Here is a 16,676-nt window from a genome sequence, read left to right as displayed (position 1 = left end):
CCGCGCTCAGCGGCGCGTGGACGCGCGCACGTGCATCCGCTCGCCCTGGCGGCCGAAGAGGCTGAGGAACTCGACCTGCTGCTCGTCGGCGCGGCCGAACCAGTGCGGCACCCGGGTGTCGAACTCGGCGGCCTCGCCGGCCGGCAGCACCAGATCGTGCTCGCCGAGCCGCAGGCGGAGCCGCCCGCTCAGCACGTAGAGCCACTCGAAGCCCTCGTGCGCGCGCTGCTCCGCCGGCTCCGTCACCGGCCCGGCCGGGAGCGTGTGCTTGAACGCCTGGAGCGCGCCCGCGTCGCGGCTGAGCGGCTGGATGAGCATGCCGTTCCGGCGCACCGGCCGGCCGTGCACGCGGGGATCCTCCGGCGCGGCGCCGACGAGCTCGTCGAGCGGCGCCCCGAGGGCGCGGGCGATCGGGAGGAGCAGCTCCAGCGTCGCGCGGCGGCCTCCGCTCTCGAGGCGCGAGAGGGTGCTCGCCGAGATGCCGGTCTCGGCCGCGAGGGACGCGAGCGTGCGGTCGCGGCGGGTGCGCAGGCGCCGGAGCCGTGGTCCGACGGCGGCGACGATCTCGTCGTCGGAGGGGGCGGGCGGGGTCTCGGGCACGACGCCATCCTGGCACGGGCGGTCGCGCCGCATGCCGGAACGGCACGGATCCTCGCGGCCCGCCCCGGGGCGGCGGAGCATCGACCCATGACCTCCACCGACGCCCCCACCGGCCCGTCCGTCCCTGCCCCCGCCGACGTCCTGATCCTCGGCGCCTCCTTCGCAGGCCTCGCCGCCGCCACCGCCCTCGGCCGCAGTCTCCGCGACGTCCTCGTCGTCGACGGCGGACCTCCGCGCAACGCACCCTCGCCCGGTGCCCACAACGTGCTGACCCGCGACGGCGTCCCGCCCACGGAGCTGGTGCGCCTGGCGCGCGCCGAGGCCGAGGGCTACGGAGCCCGGGTGGTCGAGGGCGAGGCGGTCCGCGCCTCCGCGGGTGCCGAGGGCGTGACCGCGACCCTCGCCGACGGCACGGTCCTCCGCGCGCGCCGCCTCCTGCTCGCGACCGGCGTCCGCGACCTGCTGCCGGAGATCCCCGGGCTCGGCGCCCGCTGGGGACGGGACGTCCTGCACTGCCCCTACTGCCACGGCTTCGAGGTACGCGGCCGGCGGATCGGCGTGCTCGGCAGCTCGTTCGCCGGGCACCAGGCGCAGATGTTCCGTCAGCTCAGCGACCGGACGTCGATCCTGCTCCACGGCGCACCCGCGCCCGCCGGCGACGAGGCGGCGGCGCTGGCCGCCCGCGGGATCGCTCTCGTGCCGGGTCGCGTCGAGAAGGTCCTCGTCGAGGACGACCGCCTGGTCGGCGTGGTGATCGACGGTCGGCGGCACGAGCTCGACGCGCTCGTCGTCGGCCCGCGGGTCGAGGGGCGGCTCCCCGAGGGGCTCGGCCTCGAGCTCGCCGACCACCCGTCGGGAGTCGCGCGGCACCTCGCCGTCGATCCGATGGGCCGGACCGGCGTCGCCGGGGTCTTCGCCGCGGGCTCGCTGGTCGAGCCGATGGCGCAGGTCGTCGCCTCGTCCGCCGACGGGCTGCGCGTGGGCGCGGCGATCAACCACGACCTGATCGAGGAGGAGATCGCCGCAGCGCTGCGGGCCGCCTGACGTGCGCTCAGCGGCGGCGGTACTCCAGCTCCGGGCGGCCGGGGGAGCCGTAGCGGGGCGCGCGGTCCGCGACTCCGGAGTCGGCGAGGTGCTCGAGGTAGCGGCGGGCCGTCACCCGCGAGATGTCGAGGCGGGTGGCGAGCTCGGCCGCCGAGAGGCCGACGGGACCCAGCAGCGCGGTGACGGCCTCGAGGGTCTGCGCCGAGAGCCCCTTGGCCAGACCCGGGGCGTTGGAGGTGCGGAGCGCCGCGAAGGCCCCGTCCACCTCGTGCTGGCTGGCGACGTCGGCGCCGTGCATCCGCTCGCGGTACGACCGGTAGCTGGCGAGCTTGGCGGCGAACGCGCTGAAGACGAACGGCTTGATCAGGTACTGCACGATGCCGGCGGCGACGGAGGCGCGCACGTTCGCGGCGTCGCGGACGGCGGTGATCGCGATGACGTCGACGTCCAGGCCCGCCGCCCGGACGGCCCGGCAGAGGTCGAGGCCGCTCATGTCCGGCAGGTTCATGTCGAGCAGGATCAGCGCGATGCCCGGGTCCGCGCGCAGGGCCCGGATCGCCTCCGCCCCGCTGCCGGCGACCGCGGCCACCTCGAAGCCGTCGACCCGCCGGACGTAGTCGGCGTGCGCGCTCGCGGTCAGCGGCTCGTCCTCGACGACGAGCACCCGGATCACGACGCCACCCGCGCGGGCAGCGGCAGCTGCACCGTGAACACCGCGCCGACGTGGCGCGAGACCTCGATCGAGCCGCCGAGGCGCTCCACCACCTGCTGCACCAGCGCCAGGCCGATGCCGCGGCCGAAGCCGTCCGACTCCTTCGTCGAGTAGCCGCGCGCGAAGACGTCGGCGGCGCTCGCGACTCCGGGGCCGCTGTCCGACACCTGCACCACCAGCTCGCCCTCCGCGAGGCCGAGGTAGACCTCCACCCACGGCTCGCGGTCCGGAGCGGAGGAGGCGGCCGCGTCGAGGGCGTTGTCGATCAGGTTGCCCAGCACCGTCACGAGGTCCCCGGGCTCCAGCCCCTGCGTGCCGGGCTCGAGGTGCGTCTCGAAGTGCAGCTCGACGCCGCGCTCGCGGGCCTGTGCGGCCTTGCCCAGCAGCAGGGCGGCGATCACCGGCTCCTGCACGGAGCCGAGGACCCGGTCGGCCAGGCGCTGGCTGAGGTTCAGCTCGCCGGCGGCGAACGCGAGCGCCTCGTCGGGCCGGCCGAGCTCGATCAGCGACGCGATGGTGTGCAGGCGGTTCGAGAACTCGTGGGTCTGCGAGCGCAGCGCGTCCGAGAGGGTGCGCAGCGACTCCAGCTCGCCGCTCACCCGCTGCAGCTCGGTGCGGTCCCGGAGCGTGACGACCGTGCCCAGGGGGCGGGCGCCGGGGGAGGCGGCGGGCCGCTCGTTCACCACGAGGATCCGCTCGCGGGCCACGACCAGGCGGTCCGAGACGGGCTCGTCGTCCTGCAGCAGCTCGCGCAGGGCGACGGGGAGGTCGAGCTCGGCGACCGGCACCGGCGTCCGCACGCCCTCGAGCCCGAGCAGCTCCAGCGCGTGGTCGTTGGCGAGCACCAGTCGGCCGCGGTCGTCGACCAGCAGCAGCCCCTCCCGCACCGAGTGCAGGACGGACTCGTAGTAGGCGAAGACCTGGCTCATCTGCTCCGGGCCCCGCCCGCCCGTGACCCGCCTCAGGTAGCGGGCGAGGAGCCACGAGCCGAGCGCGCCGAGCGCGACCGCCCCGAGCGCGCCCCACGCGACGACCTGCACGCGGGCGGCGAAGGAGGCGTCCACGGCCGAGAGCGTGACGCCCGCCGACACGAGCGCGACGACCGCGCCGTCGGCGTCCTCGATCGGCGCGACGGCGCGGACGGAGGGCCCGAGCGTGCCGGTGTACGTCTCGGTGAAGGTCCGCCCCTCCAGCGCGGGCTCGATCGTGCCCTGGAACGGCAGGCCGATCCGGTCGCGGTCGCGGTGGGTGTACCGGGTGCGGTCGGGGGCCATGATCGTGAGGAAGTCGACGCCGGTGTCCCGCATGACCTCCTCGGCGTACGGCTGCAGGCTCGCGGAGGGATCCGCACCGGCCGTCGACTCGAGGACGAACGGATTGTCGGCCACCGTCCGCGCCACGACGAGGCTCCGTTGGGCGGCCTCGGCGCCCGCCCGGCTCCGCGCGTCGAGGGCCAGCACCGCGACGGCCGCTGCGGCGATCAGCAGGATGCTCAGCAGCTGCACGGCGAACAGGCGCGCGGCGATGCTGCCGCGCGGTCCGCGTGCGCTCGGCGTCCTGACCATGCCACTCCCTCGTGAGCGAGCGCTCGGGGCGCCCCGCCGTGAACAGTATGAACGCAACCGTGCCGGGCTCCGGAGGCGGGGCCACCATCGTCCTACCCCCTCACCTCGACGAAGAGAAGGACACCCCCATGGCGAAGACGCCTCAGACGCCGTCCGACCGGCTGATCCCCGCGGTCACCCCTCCGAAGACCCGGCGGCGCATCGACCGGAACCACTGGCTCTACATCGCCGTCATCATCGCCGTGGTCGCCGGCGTCGTGGTCGGACTCCTCGCTCCCGCCTTCGCGGCGACGCTCGAGCCCGTCGGCAAGGCCTTCGTCGGACTGATCAAGATGATGATCGCGCCGATCATCTTCTGCACCATCGTCATCGGCATCGGCTCCATCGCGAAGGCCGCCACGGTCGGCAAGGTCGGCGGACTCGCGCTGGGCTACTTCATCGTGATGTCGACCTTCGCCCTGGCGATCGGCCTCGTCGTCGGCAACATCCTGCACCCGGGCGAGGGCCTCGACATCTCGAGCGCCACCTACGACACCAGCGACCTCAAGGCCGAGAGCACCAGCGACTTCGTCCTCGGGATCATCCCCGTCTCGCTGTTCTCCTCGCTCGTGGACGGCAGCATCCTGCAGACCCTCTTCGTCGCGCTGCTCGTCGGCTTCGCGCTGCAGAAGATGGGCGCCAAGGGCCAGCCGATCCTCGGAGCGATCAAGCAGCTCCAGGTCCTGGTCTTCCGCATCCTCTCGATGGTGCTCTGGGTCGCCCCGATCGGCGCGTTCGGCGCCATCGCCGCGGTCGTCGGCAAGACCGGCTGGGGAGCGGTCGTCGCTCTCGCCACCCTGATGATCGGCTTCTACATCACCTGCGCGATCTTCGTGGTCGTCGTCCTCGGCCTGCTGCTGCGCCTGGTGACCGGCGTGAGCATCTTCTCGCTGATGAAGTACCTGGCCCGCGAGTACCTGCTCATCGTCGGCACCTCCTCCTCGGAGGCGGCGCTGCCCCGCCTGATCGCGAAGATGGAGCACCTCGGCGTCTCCAAGCCCGTCGTCGGCATCACCGTGCCCACCGGCTACTCCTTCAACCTCGACGGCACGGCGATCTACCTCACGATGGCGTCGCTGTTCATCGCCTCGGCCACCGGAGCGCCGATGTCGATCCCGGAGCAGATCGGCCTCCTCCTCTTCATGATGATCGCCTCGAAGGGCGCCGCGGGCGTCACCGGAGCGGGCCTGGCCACGCTGGCCGGCGGCCTCCAGTCCTTCCGTCCCGACCTGGTCAACGGCGTCGGCGTGATCGTCGGCATCGACCGCTTCATGTCCGAGGCCCGCGCGGTCACCAACTTCACCGGCAACGCGGTCGCCACCCTGCTCGTGGGCACCTGGACCAAGCAGATCGACATGGTGCAGGTCCGCGAGGTCCTCGGCGGGCGCTCGCCCTTCGACGAGACCACGCTCGGAGCGGACGAGCACGAGGCCCCCGCGTCGGGCACCTCGATCACCGAGGGGATCGCCTCGATCCAGGACTCCGACGAGGCGTCGCGGATGCGTGCGGAGATCGCGGCCAAGCGCTAGCCGATCCGATCGCGACGGCCCCGCCTCCCGGAACCGGTCCGGGAGGCGGGGCCTCCGTCGTCCGCGGGTCAGTGCCTCCGCACCCCGAGCAGAGGCAGGGTCACCGAGCAGAGCGGCCCGATCAGCACCGCGAAGAGGAGGGTGCCGAGGCCGGCGTCGCCGCCGAGGGCCCAGCCGATGACCAGCACCGTGAGCTCGACGCCCGAGCGCGCCACCCAGATCGGCAGGCCCGTGCGGGTGTGCAGGCCCAGCATCAGTCCGTCGCGGGGCCCCGGACCGAGGTGGGCGCCGATGTAGATCCCGCTCGCGACCGCCAGAAGCACGAGGCCTCCGGCGAAGAGCAGGCCGCGGGCCCACCACTCCTCCGGCGTCGCCAGCACGCGCAGCCCGACATCGATCATCGTGCCGACCACGAGCACGTTCAGCACGGTGCCGAGACCGGGCCGCTGTCGGAGGGGGATCCACAGCAGCAGGACGAGCAGGCCGATCACGTTCGTGAGCAGTCCGATCCCGAGCCCGGTCTGGTGCGCGACCCCCTGGGCGAAGACGGTCCACGGGTCCACGCCGATCGCCGCGCGGATCATCATCGCGTCGGCGAATCCGTAGAGGATCAGGCCCACCAGCAGGCGCGGCACGGGTCGGAGGCGCCACTGGCCCGCTGGGGGAGCGGCGGCGGCAACGGGAGCGGTGAGGGTCATGGACTCATCACAGCGCGACATTGGCCTTCTTCGCGCGGTCCAATCCGGCTACCTTGGACGCATGGCTGATGTCCACTTCGGCGCGCGCGCCCTGCAGACCCTCCTCGGCGACTGGCGCGAGCAGCGCGGCACCCGGCCCGCCTACCTCGCGCTGGCCGATCGGATCCGCCTCCTCGGGATCGACGGCCGCATCCCCGCGGGCAGCCGCCTGCCCGCCGAGCGCGAGCTCTCGGCCCGCCTCGGCGTCAGCCGCACGACCGTGGCCGCCGCGTACCGCGAGCTGCGCGACAGCGGCTACCTCGTCAGCGTGCGCGGCTCCGGCAGCGTCACCCGCCTGCCGGGAGCGGCCGTGCACGCGGTGCCCTCGCTCGCGCCGGACTTCCTCGACTTCACCAAGGCGGCCCTGCCCGCCGTCCCCGAGCTGGCCGAGGCCTACACCCGCGCGGCGCAGGCGGCCCCCGAGCACTTCGACTCCGGCTCCTACGACACGGTCGGTCTGCCGGTGCTGCGCCGCGCGATCGCCGAGCGCTACACCGCGCGGGGTCTGCGCACCGAGCCCGGCCAGATCATGGTGACCATCGGCGCGCAGCACGCGATCGCGCTCGTCGCCCGCACGCTGCTCGCGCGGGGTGACCGGGCGCTGATCGAGGCCCCGACCTACCCGCACGCCTACGAGGCCCTCCGGCTGGCCGGCGCGCGGCTCGTGCCGGTGAACGTCGACGGGGCGGACGGCTGGGACGGAGAGGGCCTGATCGCCGCGCTGCGCGGCACGAGCCCGAGCCTGGCCTACCTGATGCCCGACTTCCACAACCCGACGGGCCGCTCCATGGCCCCCGAGCTGCGGGAGCGGGCGATCGCCGCCGCGGCCCGGCAGGGCACGCTGATCATCGCCGACGAGACGACGGCCGAGCTCGATATCGACCGGCGGATGACGCCGCTGCCGTTCGCCGCCTATGGGCCCGAGGGGACGGTGCTCTCGATCGGCTCCGTCGGCAAGACACTGTGGGGCGGCATCCGGATCGGCTGGATCCGCGCCGAGCGGGCGGTGATCCGCAAGCTGGCGCTGGCGCGCTCGGCGAGCGACCTCGGCACGCCGATCCTGGAGCAGCTCCTGGTCGCGGACATGCTCGGCCGTATGGACGGCGTGCTGGAGCTGCGGCGCTCGCAGCTGCGCGCCGGCCGCGACCACCTCGAGGCGGCCCTGGCGCGCGCGATCCCGGAGTGGAGCGTGCCGCGGGTCTCGGGCGGCCTCTCCACCTGGGTGGGCCTGGGCCGGCCGGCGAGCTCGCAGCTCGCGCTCGCTGCCCGGACGGCGGGCCTGCTGATCACCGCGGGCCCGCGCTTCGGGATCGACGGCGCCTTCGAGCGCTTCCTCCGCATCCCGATCGGCTACTCGCCCGAGGCGACCGACCGGGCCGTGGAGGCGCTCGCGACGGCCTGGGCGCAGGTCGCCCGGCACCCGGCGGCCGACCCGGGGTACCTCGCCGACGTGGTCTGAGGTGGAGTGCCCGCCGGGCGTGTGAGATCGTTCTCTCATGAGCGACGGGTACGGCTACCTGCTGGTCCACTTCGTGGAGGACCGGACCGGCCACAGCGAGAAGATCTTCCTCTCGCTCAGCCGGGGCGACGATCCGCTGCGCTGGCGAGCGCTCGGGCCGGTGCTGGAGTGGACCGGCGGCACGGGCGGCGTCCGCGACCCCCACATCGTCCGCGGGCCGCGGGGCTTCCACCTCGTCGCCACCGACCTCCGCGTCTGGCGGCCCGAGGGCCCGGACTGGGACCTCTACCGGCACCGGGGGAGCCGCGACCTCGTGGTCTGGGACTCCCCGGACCTCCTCGAGTGGTCCGAGCCGCGCGCGGTCGCCGTCGCTCCCGAGGGCGCGGGCATGGCCTGGGCGCCGGAGTCGGTCTACGACCCGGTCTCGGGCGACTTCCTCGTGCACTGGTCCTCCGGCCTGGCCGAGGACGGCGACCCCGCCACCGGCGAGACGGGCGACAGCCGCATCCTGCTGTCCCGCACGCGCGACTTCCGTACGTTCGCCGAGCCCGAGACCTACCTGCGGCTGCCCGGCGGAGTGATCGACATGACGCTGCTGATCGAGGGCACGGCCGTCCACCGCTTCGCCAAGCAGCACGACGAGGCCCCCGACACGATGCAGGTGTTCCAGCAGGTCGGCTCCTCCCTCTTCGCGGACGACTTCACCACCGTCGCCCGGGGGATCGGGCAGGAGCTCGGCCCGAGCATCGAGGGGCCGCTGGTCTTCCGGCACCACCGCGAGGAGCGCTGGTCGCTCTGGGTCGACCAGTACGCCCTCCGCCCCTACGGCTACCGCGCCTACACGAGCACCGACCCGGCCTCGGGCCGCTGGGAGCTCGCGGAGGAGTTCGACCTGCCCGAGGACACCAAGCACGGAGCGGTCCTCCCGCTCACCCGATCCGAGTACACGGCGCTCGACGAGCGCCACCCCGCCTGAGAGGCCCCGCATGACCGACTTCAGCCCCCGTCTCGCCGACGCCCTCGTCACCGTCCTCGGTGCCGACGGCGCTCCGCTCGCCCACGCCGACGTGACGGTCGAGCAGCGCCGCCACGCCTTCGCCTTCGGCTGCACCCCTCCGAGCACCGACCCCGCGCGCGCCGAGGAGCGCCGGCTCTGGCTCGACCTGTTCGATACGGCGACGCTCCCCGTCTACTGGGGCCGCTTCGAGCCGGAGCGCGGCCGCACCGCGACGGAGGAGGTGCTCGCCGAGGCGCGCGCGCTCGCCGCGGACGGCGTCCGCCTGAAGGGGCACCCGCTGGTCTGGCACTACGTGAAGCCGGAGTGGCTCGACGCGCTGCCGCTGGACGAGGCCGAGCAGCTCCTCCGCGCGCGCATCCGCCGGGAGGTGGGCGCCTTCGCCGGGCTGATCGACACCTGGGACGCGATCAACGAGGTCGTCATCATGCCGCGCTTCGCGAACGAGCCGGACGGCGTGACGAACGCCGTCACCCGCCTCGCCCGCGAGAAGGGACGCGTCGTCATGGTCGAGCTGGCCTTCTCGGAGGCGCGCAGCCTCGGCACCGGACCGGTGCTCGTGCTGAACGACTTCGACCTCGGGCCCGAGTACGAGCGGCTGATCGAGGACGTGCTCGAGGCCGGGATCCGGCCCGATGCGATCGGCCTGCAGTCGCACATGCACCAGGGGTTCCGTGGGGAGGAGCAGATCACGGCGATCTGCGACAGGTTCGCGCGCTTCGGTCTGCCGCTGCACTGGACCGAGACCACCCTCGTCTCGGGCGAGCTGATGCCCGCCGAGATCGAGGACCTCAACGACCACGTGGTCGAGGACTGGCCGACCACTCCGGAGGGGGAGGCACGGCAGGCGGACGAGATGGTGCGGCACTACGAGACGCTGGTCGCGCATCCGGCGGTCGAGGCGATCACCTACTGGGGCTTCGACGACGCCGGAGCCTGGCTCGGAGCGCCGGGCGGGTTCCTCCGCCGCGACGGGAGCCCGAAGCCGGCCTTTGAGGCGCTGCGCTCGCGGATCCGCGGGGACTGGTGGCTCGAGCCGACGGTGCTCCGGACGGACGCCGAGGGGCGCGTCGGAGTCCGGGCCTTCGCCGGGGACTTCGCGCTCTCGAGCGCGGGGGCGGGCGCTGCAGTGAGCCTCACTGTCGGGTCGTCGACGGCGGAGGTCCGCCTGGGCTGAGGGCGTCCGGGCCGGCCGGTGGCGCGGGTCGCCCCGTCGCGCGCCCCGGAACGCCGCGTCCCTCCCAACACTCAGTCGGCTGATGGAAGACTCGGAGGGTGCATCTCCTCGCGGTCCTCAGCATGAAGAACCGGGCGCTCATCGCGCTCGTCACCGTCGTCATCGCCGTCTTCGGCGGAGTCGCCCTGACCGGGCTCAAGCAGGAGCTCGCGCCGTCGATCTCCTTCCCCCAGCTCGCCGTCGTCACGTCCTACCCGGGCGCCGCTCCGGAGGTGGTCAACGACGACGTCTCGACGCCGATCGAGACCGCCATCCAGGGGGTGCCGGGGCTCGAGACGACCAGCGCGACGTCCTCCACGGACTCCTCCCTCATCTCGGCGTCCTTCACCTACGGTACCGACCTCGCCACCGCCGAGCAGAAGATCCTGCAGGCGATCAACCGGATCAAGAGCACGCTCCCGGACGGCGTCGACCCGCAGGTGGTCACCGGCTCCCTCGACGACCTGCCGGTGCTGCAGCTCGCCGTGTCGAGCGACGGCGACGCGGACGCGCTGGCCGAGCGCCTGCGCACCACGGTCATCCCGGACCTGGAGAAGGTCGAGGGCGTGCGCGAGGCGGCGCTCGTCGGCGAGACCGCCCAGCGCGTCACGATCACTCCGGACGACGCGGCGCTCGCCGCGGCCGGCCTCTCGACCGGCGACATCCGCTCGGCCCTGCAGCAGAACGGCGTGCTCGTCGCGGGCGGACAGATCACCCAGGACGGGTCGACCTTCTCGGTGCAGTCGGGCGTCAAGCTCGACTCGACCGACGCGATCGCGGCGCTGCCGCTGCTGCCGTCCGCAGGTGCCTCCGCGGGTGCGGGCGGCGCCGGTGCGTCAGCGGGCGCGGGTGCCTCCGCGGGTGCCGGGGCTTCCGCCGGCGGCTCCGACGTCGGAGCGGCGGCGGGAGGCGCGGCCGTGACCGCGGAGCCGACGGTCACCACCCTCGGCTCCGTCGCGACCGTCGCCGTCACCGACGCCCCCGTCACCTCGATCTCGCGCGTCAACGGCCAGCCCGCCCTGACCCTCTCGATCACCAAGCTCCCCGCGGCGAACACCGTCGACGTGTCGACCGGCGTGGCCGCGCTGCTCCCGGACCTCGAGGAGTCGATCGGCGACAACGCCGCCTTCACCCCGGTCTTCGACCAGGCGCCCTACATCCAGGAGTCGATCGCGTCGCTCGCGCAGGAGGGGGCGCTCGGCCTCGTCTTCGCCGTGCTGGTGATCCTGCTGTTCCTGCTGTCGGTGCGCTCGACCCTGGTCACGGCCATCTCGATCCCGACCTCGGTGCTGATCACCTTCATCGGCCTGCAGACGGCCGGCTACACCCTCAACATCCTGACCCTCGGCGCGCTCACCATCGCGATCGGGCGTGTGGTCGACGACTCCATCGTCGTGATCGAGAACATCAAGCGGCACCTCGACGCGGGCGAGGACCGGGCCCGGACCATCGCGGTCGCCGTCCGCGAGGTCGCCGGCGCGATCACCGCCTCCACGATCACCACGGTCGCGGTGTTCCTGCCGATCTCGTTCGTCGGCGGCACCACGGGCGAGCTGTTCCGGCCCTTCGCGCTGACCGTGTCGATCGCCCTGCTCGCCTCCCTCGTGGTGGCGCTGACGATCGTGCCGGTGCTGGCCTACTGGTTCCTCCGCCCCTCGAAGCGGCCGGCGGTGCGCCAGGCCGCGCAGGCGGCGCTCGCGGAGGAGCGCGCGGCGGCCGGAGGGGCACCCGCCTCGGGGGTCCCGGCCGAGACCGCCGCGCCGGTCGAGGAGGCCCCGCACCACGGCGCCCACGCCGCTCCCCGGCGGGCGCGCGGGCTGCAGTCGGTGTACGGCCCGATCATCCACTGGACGCTGAAGCACTCGGTCGTCACCGTCCTCCTCGCGCTGCTCGTGCTCGTCGGGACCGGTGCGCTGTACCCGCTGATGAAGACGAACTTCCTCGGATCCAGCGGGCAGGACACCTTCACCGTCACCCAGACGGTCCCCGTCGGCCAGAGCCTCGACGCGCAGGACGCGACGGCGCAGCAGGCGAGCACGGCGATCCTCGGCGTCGACGGCGTCGAGACCGTCCAGCTCACCGTCGGCTCCTCCGGCGGCCTGCAGAGCGCGTTCGGCGGGGGAGGCGGCGGCGGCACCTCGATCCGCTACTCCGTCACCACCGACGAGTCGGCCGACCAGGAGGCCGTGCAGGCGGACGTCCGCGACGCGCTGTCGGGCGTCGCCTCGGCCGAGGACATCAGCGTCGCCGCCTCCTCCGGCTTCGGCGCCTCCTCGGACATCGAGGTCGACCTCTCGACCGCCTCGCAGAGCGACCTCCAGAGCGCGAGCGACCAGCTCCTCGAGGCCCTGCGCGGGACCGACGGGATCAGCCAGGCCGAGAGCAACCTCTCCTCCTCGCTGCCCTACATCGCGGTGCGGGTCGACCGCGACGCCGCGGCTCGGGCGGGTCTCAGCGAGGTCGCCGTGGGCACGATCGTCAGCCAGGCGCTCCAGCCCAGCCAGGTCGGCAGCGTCGTGATCGACGACCGCACCCTCTCGATCTACCTGGCCGACGGGCAGCCGCCGGCCACCGTGGACGAGCTGCGGAACCTGGAGGTGCCGACCCTCACCGGCGCCGTCGCGCTCTCCACCCTCGCGGCGGTCGAGCAGACGGACGGTCCGGCGAGCATCACCACCGAGCGCGGGCAGCGCACCGCGACCATCACCGTCACCCCCGAGGGCGACGACCTCGCCTCGGCCAACGTCGCCGTGCAGAACGCGATCGACGCGACGGCGCTTCCCGCCGGTGTCGACGCCTCCCTCGGCGGAGTGACCGCCGACCAGGCCGACGCGTTCTCGCAGCTGGGCATCGCGCTGCTGGTCGCGATCCTGATCGTCTACGTCGTGATGGTGGCGACGTTCCGCTCGCTCCTGCAGCCGCTGCTCCTGCTCGTGTCGGTGCCGTTCGCGGCGACCGGCGCGATCCTCCTGCAGGTGATCACCGGCGTGCCGCTGGGCGTGCCGTCCCTGATCGGCGTGCTGATGCTGATCGGCATCGTCGTCACGAACGCGATCGTGCTCGTGGACCTGGTGAACCAGTACCGCGACCGCGGGATGCCGGTGCGGGAGGCGTTGCTGCACGGCACCGAGCGGCGGCTCCGGCCCATCCTGATGACCGCCCTCGCGACGATCTTCGCCCTCCTGCCGATGGCGCTGGGGATCACGGGCCACGGCGGCTTCATCTCGCAGCCGCTGGCGATCGTCGTGATCGGCGGCCTGGTGTCCTCGACGGTGCTGACCCTCGTGGTCCTGCCCGTCGTCTACAACCTGGTCGAGGGGTATCGTGAGCGGCGGCGTGCCGCCCGCGCCGGGAAGGCGTCGGCATGACGGACATCAGGGATGCGGCCGAGACGGTCGGCTCGCGCTGGCGCAGCGGCCCGGAGCGCGCCACCGCGGTCCTCGACGAGATCGGTCCGGAGCGCTTCGTCGCCCGCGACTTCCGCCCGGGCACGCTCCGGCACCTCGTCCTGATCCGCTTCCGCCCGACGGCGCTGGTCGCCGAGGCGGACGAGGTCACCCGCCGCTTCCTCGCCCTGGCCGACGAGTGCGTCCGCGACGGACGGCCCTACATCGAGTCCATCGAGACGGGGCCGCAGCTGAGCATCGAGGGCGCGGGCGAGGGCTTCGACCGCGCGTTCCTGCTGACCTTCTCCTCCGAGGGCGACCTGCACTACTACCTGGGCCGGCCGGCCGTCGAGGACCCCGCGCACTGGGATCCGGCGCACGACGCGTTCAAGGAGTTCGTCGGGCCGTTCGTCGACACGGCCGGCATCGTCGCGTTCGACTTCCGACCCGAAGAGCACTGATGGCGACTCCCGACTTCGTGCTGCGGCTGCGCGAGCGGATCGGGACCGAGCTGCTCTGGCTCACCGGCGCGACCGCGGTGATCCTCCGCGAGGAGCCGGCGCTCGAGGTCCTGCTCGTCCGGCGCGCCGACACCGGAGCCTGGACGGCCGTCACCGGGATCATCGACCCGGGCGAGACCGTCGCCGGCACCGCCCGCCGCGAGGCGCAGGAGGAGGCGGGCGTCGAGATCGAGGTCGAGCGCCTCGTGCAGGTGCACACCCTCCCGCCGATGCAGTACCCCAACGGGGACCGCTCGCAGTACCTCGACCACGTGGTGCGCTGCCACTGGATCTCGGGGGAGGCCCACGTCGCGGACGACGAGTCGACCGAGGTCGGCTGGTTCGCGCCCGACGCGCTGCCGCCGATGTCGGACGAGCACCGCGCCCGGATCGAGCGGGCGCTGTCGGACGAGCCGGGCTGCTCGATCGACTGACGGCGGGGGTGCGCGCAGGACGAGGCGGGGCCGCCTCTCGGGAGCGGCACACGCCTCGGAGCGGGCGCTGCTCAGACCGGACGCGCGAAGCAGAGCACCGCGTCGTCGCCGACGTGGGCTCCGAAGGCGTCGATCGCCGTGAAGCCGAGCGCCTCGGCCGCTGCGGCGAGCTCCGGCGCGGCGGCCAGGCGCAGCGTGCGGATCCGCTGCACCCGCGCCCACGACTCCGCCGCCGCGACGAGCCGTCGGGCGACTCCCGTGCGCCGGTGGACGGAGGCGACCACGAGCTCCAGCACCTCGGCGAAGTCGTCCGGGCCGGGAGCGAGCACCAGCACGCCGGACGCCGCCCCGTCGATCCGGGCGACCAGGACGCGGGCGTGCGGGGGCGGGACCGCGGCGAGGAGGCCCTCCGCTCCGGCTGCGTCCTCGAGGCGGACGACGACTCCGCTCACGAGCCCAGGTGGGCGCGGAGGAACTCGACGACCCGAGCACGCAGAGCGTCGTCGAGCAGCGCGATCGAGTGCAGCGAGCCGGGGAGGACGAGGAGGTCGACGCTCGACCCCGCTCCGCGCAGCGCCTCGGCGAAGCGGGTCGACTGGCTGAGCGCGACCCGTTCGTGCGCCGCGTGCGCGATGAGGAACGGCGGCTCGGAGCCGTCCACCTGCGCGAGGGGCGAGGCGGCGGTCGCAGCGGGGCAGGAGGCGAGGTCCGCGCAGTCGAGGTAGCTGCGCACGGCGGCCGCGACTCCGACAACCGGGTCGTCGTCGGCGAGGCCGGCGGCGCTGAGATCGGAGGGGCCGCTCAGGTCGACCACGGCGGCCAGGCGCGACGAGGTCGACGGCAGCGTGCCGAGCAGAGAGGCGAGGTTGCCGCCGGCCGAGCCGCCGAAGGCCGCCACCCGCTCCGGATCGATGCCGAAGCGCGCGGTCTGCTCCGGCTCGAGCAGCCAGCCGAGGGCGGCCGTCACATCGTCGAGCTGCGCGGGGAACACGGCGGCGGGCGCGAGGCGGTAGTCGACCGAGACGGCGACGAACCCCTCCGATCCGAGCCACTGGCAGATCGGGCGCCAGTTCGCGTCGGCCTTGCCTCCACGGGCCCAGCTGCCGCCGTGCACGACGAGGACAGCGGGCCGCGGCTCCGCCGACGGGGCAGGGGAGGAGCAGACGTCGACGCTCTGCCCGGTGCTCGCGTCGTAGACGACGTCGGCCGTCACGCTCACGCCGGACCAGTCGGGTGCGGGTGCCGCTCCGAGCGCCTGCGCCACCGGCTCCGAGACGGGAGTGGTGCTCGCGCAGCCCGAGAGGAGGAGTGCGAGGGCGGCCAGGACCGCGGCGACGCGTCGCGGGGATCGGGTGGGCTCGCGCATGAGTGCGATCAGCGTACGGGGTGCCCGGCGCCCCGGATGCGGCACCCCCGCGATCAGGGGGTGCCGGGCTCGCGCTGCAGCCGGACCAGGACGACCCCCGCGAGGATCAGCGCGCCGCCGCCGAACTGGATCGGCGCGGGCAGCTCGCCGAGGATCAGCCACGCGGCCGCGATCGAGAACAGCACCTCCGTCAGGCCGACGAAGGAGGCGATCCGCGTGCCGAGACGGCGTCCGCCCTCGATCCCGAGCAGATACGCCAGCACCGTCGACATGCCGAGGATCACGCCCGCGGGAAGGAGCCAGCTGACCTCCGCTCCGACGAACACCACCTCTCCGAAGGTCGCGCGCAGCGGTGTGACGCCGAGCGCCCCGAGTGCCAGCAGGATCGCGGCGCCGACCGTCATCGCCCCCGCCGTGAGCGCGATCGGCGGCAGCTCCGGATCCACCCGGCCGGCGATGACGTAGTAGACGCACAGGCCGAGCGAGGCGGTCAGCGCCCAGGCGATGCCGACCAGCTCGGGCGTCGACTCGCCGGACAGGTCGAGCACGAGCACCAGGCCGCCGAGCGCGAGCGCGGAGCCGGCGAGGGTGAAGCGGCCGGGGTGCCGGCGCGTGCGCGCCCAGGCGAAGAGGACGAGGAACACCGGCGCGAGGTACTCGATCAGCAGGGCGACGCCGACCGACATGTGCTCGATCGCGCTGTAGAAGCAGAGCTGCGCGGCGATCACGGCGAAGACTCCGTAGAGGGCGATCGTGCCGAGGTTGCGGCGGAGCACGGGCCAGCGACCGCGGAGGGACAGGATCGCCGGGATCGCGAGGATCAGGGCCGCGCCGCCCGCCCGCCAGAGGACCGCGGACGCCGGCGTCCAGCCCGCCTCGAGGAGCGGCTTCACGAACGGCCCGCCCAGACCGAACGCCGCCGACGCGGCCAGCGCCGCGACGAGGCCGGAGCCGAGGCGCCGTGCAGGCGCGGGCGCGCTCGCGGCGGGGAGGGTGACGGCAGCAGTGCTCTCGGCGGTCATGGCCGGCTCCTTCAGGAGTCAAAAGGATTACACTCGTGACAGCGAGCTGATC

Annotated in this window: 15 protein-coding genes; 8 read left to right on the top strand and 7 right to left on the bottom strand. The window is 73.8% G+C overall.

Translation table 11 applies throughout. The features are described 5' to 3' along the window. Positions 1 to 6 precede the first annotated feature (6 nt). Positions 7 to 600, bottom strand: coding sequence for a helix-turn-helix domain-containing protein (locus C5C57_RS11600; RefSeq protein ID WP_104283164.1), 594 nt, complete (start codon positions 598 to 600; stop codon positions 7 to 9). An 87-nt stretch (positions 601 to 687) separates the two neighbouring features. Here C5C57_RS11600 and C5C57_RS11595 point away from each other — a divergent pair, with 87 nt between their 5' ends. Beyond that, positions 688 to 1,644, top strand: coding sequence for an NAD(P)/FAD-dependent oxidoreductase (locus tag C5C57_RS11595; protein ID WP_104297646.1), 957 nt, complete (start codon positions 688 to 690; stop codon positions 1,642 to 1,644). 7 nt (positions 1,645 to 1,651) lie between these two features. Here C5C57_RS11595 and C5C57_RS11590 read toward each other — a convergent pair whose 3' ends face one another. Further along, positions 1,652 to 2,317: a response regulator gene (locus C5C57_RS11590; protein ID WP_104297645.1), complete on the bottom strand. Its 666-nt coding sequence runs from the start codon at positions 2,315 to 2,317 to the stop codon at positions 1,652 to 1,654. Next, positions 2,314 to 3,921, bottom strand: a complete 1,608-nt coding sequence (locus C5C57_RS11585) for a sensor histidine kinase (protein ID WP_104297644.1) — start codon at positions 3,919 to 3,921, stop codon at positions 2,314 to 2,316. The genes C5C57_RS11590 and C5C57_RS11585 overlap by 4 nt, the downstream gene beginning before the upstream one ends. Before the next feature lie 128 nt (positions 3,922 to 4,049). On the opposite strand from C5C57_RS11585, the gene C5C57_RS11580 reads away from it, so the two are divergent. Further along, entirely contained in the window at positions 4,050 to 5,489 is a 1,440-nt protein-coding gene (locus tag C5C57_RS11580; RefSeq protein WP_104297643.1) for a cation:dicarboxylate symporter family transporter, read from the top strand. Positions 5,490 to 5,557: 68 nt separating this feature from the next. On the opposite strand, the gene C5C57_RS11575 is transcribed toward C5C57_RS11580, so the two are convergent. Then, positions 5,558 to 6,187, bottom strand: a complete 630-nt coding sequence (locus C5C57_RS11575; RefSeq protein WP_258072747.1) for a YitT family protein — start codon at positions 6,185 to 6,187, stop codon at positions 5,558 to 5,560. A 61-nt stretch (positions 6,188 to 6,248) separates the two neighbouring features. Between C5C57_RS11575 and C5C57_RS11570 the strand changes: the two genes are divergently transcribed. From C5C57_RS11570 to C5C57_RS11545, 6 genes are all read left to right on the top strand, one after another. Continuing rightward, positions 6,249 to 7,685 (top strand): PLP-dependent aminotransferase family protein, encoded by a 1,437-nt coding sequence (locus tag C5C57_RS11570; protein ID WP_104257666.1) that lies wholly within the window; start codon positions 6,249 to 6,251, stop codon positions 7,683 to 7,685. A gap of 37 nt (positions 7,686 to 7,722) precedes the next feature. Then, a complete protein-coding gene (locus C5C57_RS11565) occupies positions 7,723 to 8,661 on the top strand; it encodes a glycoside hydrolase family 43 protein (RefSeq protein ID WP_104297642.1) in 939 nt (312 codons plus the stop codon). A gap of 10 nt (positions 8,662 to 8,671) precedes the next feature. Next, on the top strand, positions 8,672 to 9,877 hold the full coding sequence (locus C5C57_RS11560; RefSeq protein ID WP_104297641.1) for an endo-1,4-beta-xylanase: 1,206 nt from the start codon (positions 8,672 to 8,674) through the stop codon (positions 9,875 to 9,877). Between the two features lie 98 nt (positions 9,878 to 9,975). Further along, positions 9,976 to 13,284, top strand: coding sequence for an efflux RND transporter permease subunit (locus tag C5C57_RS11555; protein WP_104297640.1), 3,309 nt, complete (start codon positions 9,976 to 9,978; stop codon positions 13,282 to 13,284). Beyond that, a complete protein-coding gene (locus tag C5C57_RS11550) occupies positions 13,281 to 13,763 on the top strand; it encodes a Dabb family protein (protein WP_104249875.1) in 483 nt (160 codons plus the stop codon). The genes C5C57_RS11555 and C5C57_RS11550 overlap by 4 nt, the downstream gene beginning before the upstream one ends. Further along, positions 13,763 to 14,236 carry an NUDIX domain-containing protein gene (locus C5C57_RS11545; protein WP_104297639.1) on the top strand — a complete coding sequence of 158 codons (474 nt, stop codon included), beginning with the start codon at positions 13,763 to 13,765 and terminating at the stop codon, positions 14,234 to 14,236. The genes C5C57_RS11550 and C5C57_RS11545 overlap by 1 nt, the downstream gene beginning before the upstream one ends. A gap of 71 nt (positions 14,237 to 14,307) precedes the next feature. On the opposite strand, the gene C5C57_RS11540 is transcribed toward C5C57_RS11545, so the two are convergent. The 3 genes from C5C57_RS11540 to C5C57_RS11530 are packed head-to-tail and all read right to left on the bottom strand — an operon-like array spanning position 14,308 to position 16,624. Then, complete coding sequence (locus C5C57_RS11540; protein WP_104297638.1) at positions 14,308 to 14,688, bottom strand: GNAT family N-acetyltransferase; 381 nt, start codon at positions 14,686 to 14,688, stop codon at positions 14,308 to 14,310. Next, complete coding sequence (locus tag C5C57_RS11535; RefSeq protein ID WP_104246892.1) at positions 14,685 to 15,602, bottom strand: alpha/beta hydrolase; 918 nt, start codon at positions 15,600 to 15,602, stop codon at positions 14,685 to 14,687. Before C5C57_RS11535 ends, C5C57_RS11540 begins: the two co-directional genes overlap by 4 nt. 53 nt (positions 15,603 to 15,655) lie before the next feature. Then, positions 15,656 to 16,624 (bottom strand): DMT family transporter, encoded by a 969-nt coding sequence (locus C5C57_RS11530; protein ID WP_104237656.1) that lies wholly within the window; start codon positions 16,622 to 16,624, stop codon positions 15,656 to 15,658. Between the last annotated feature and the right edge of the window lie 52 nt (positions 16,625 to 16,676).

It is taken from the genome of Rathayibacter sp. AY1C5 (assembly GCF_002931705.1).
GTDB lineage: Bacteria > Actinomycetota > Actinomycetes > Actinomycetales > Microbacteriaceae > Rathayibacter.
Note: the sequence above shows the minus strand (reverse complement) of the source record. Positions and strands in the feature narration are given on the sequence as shown.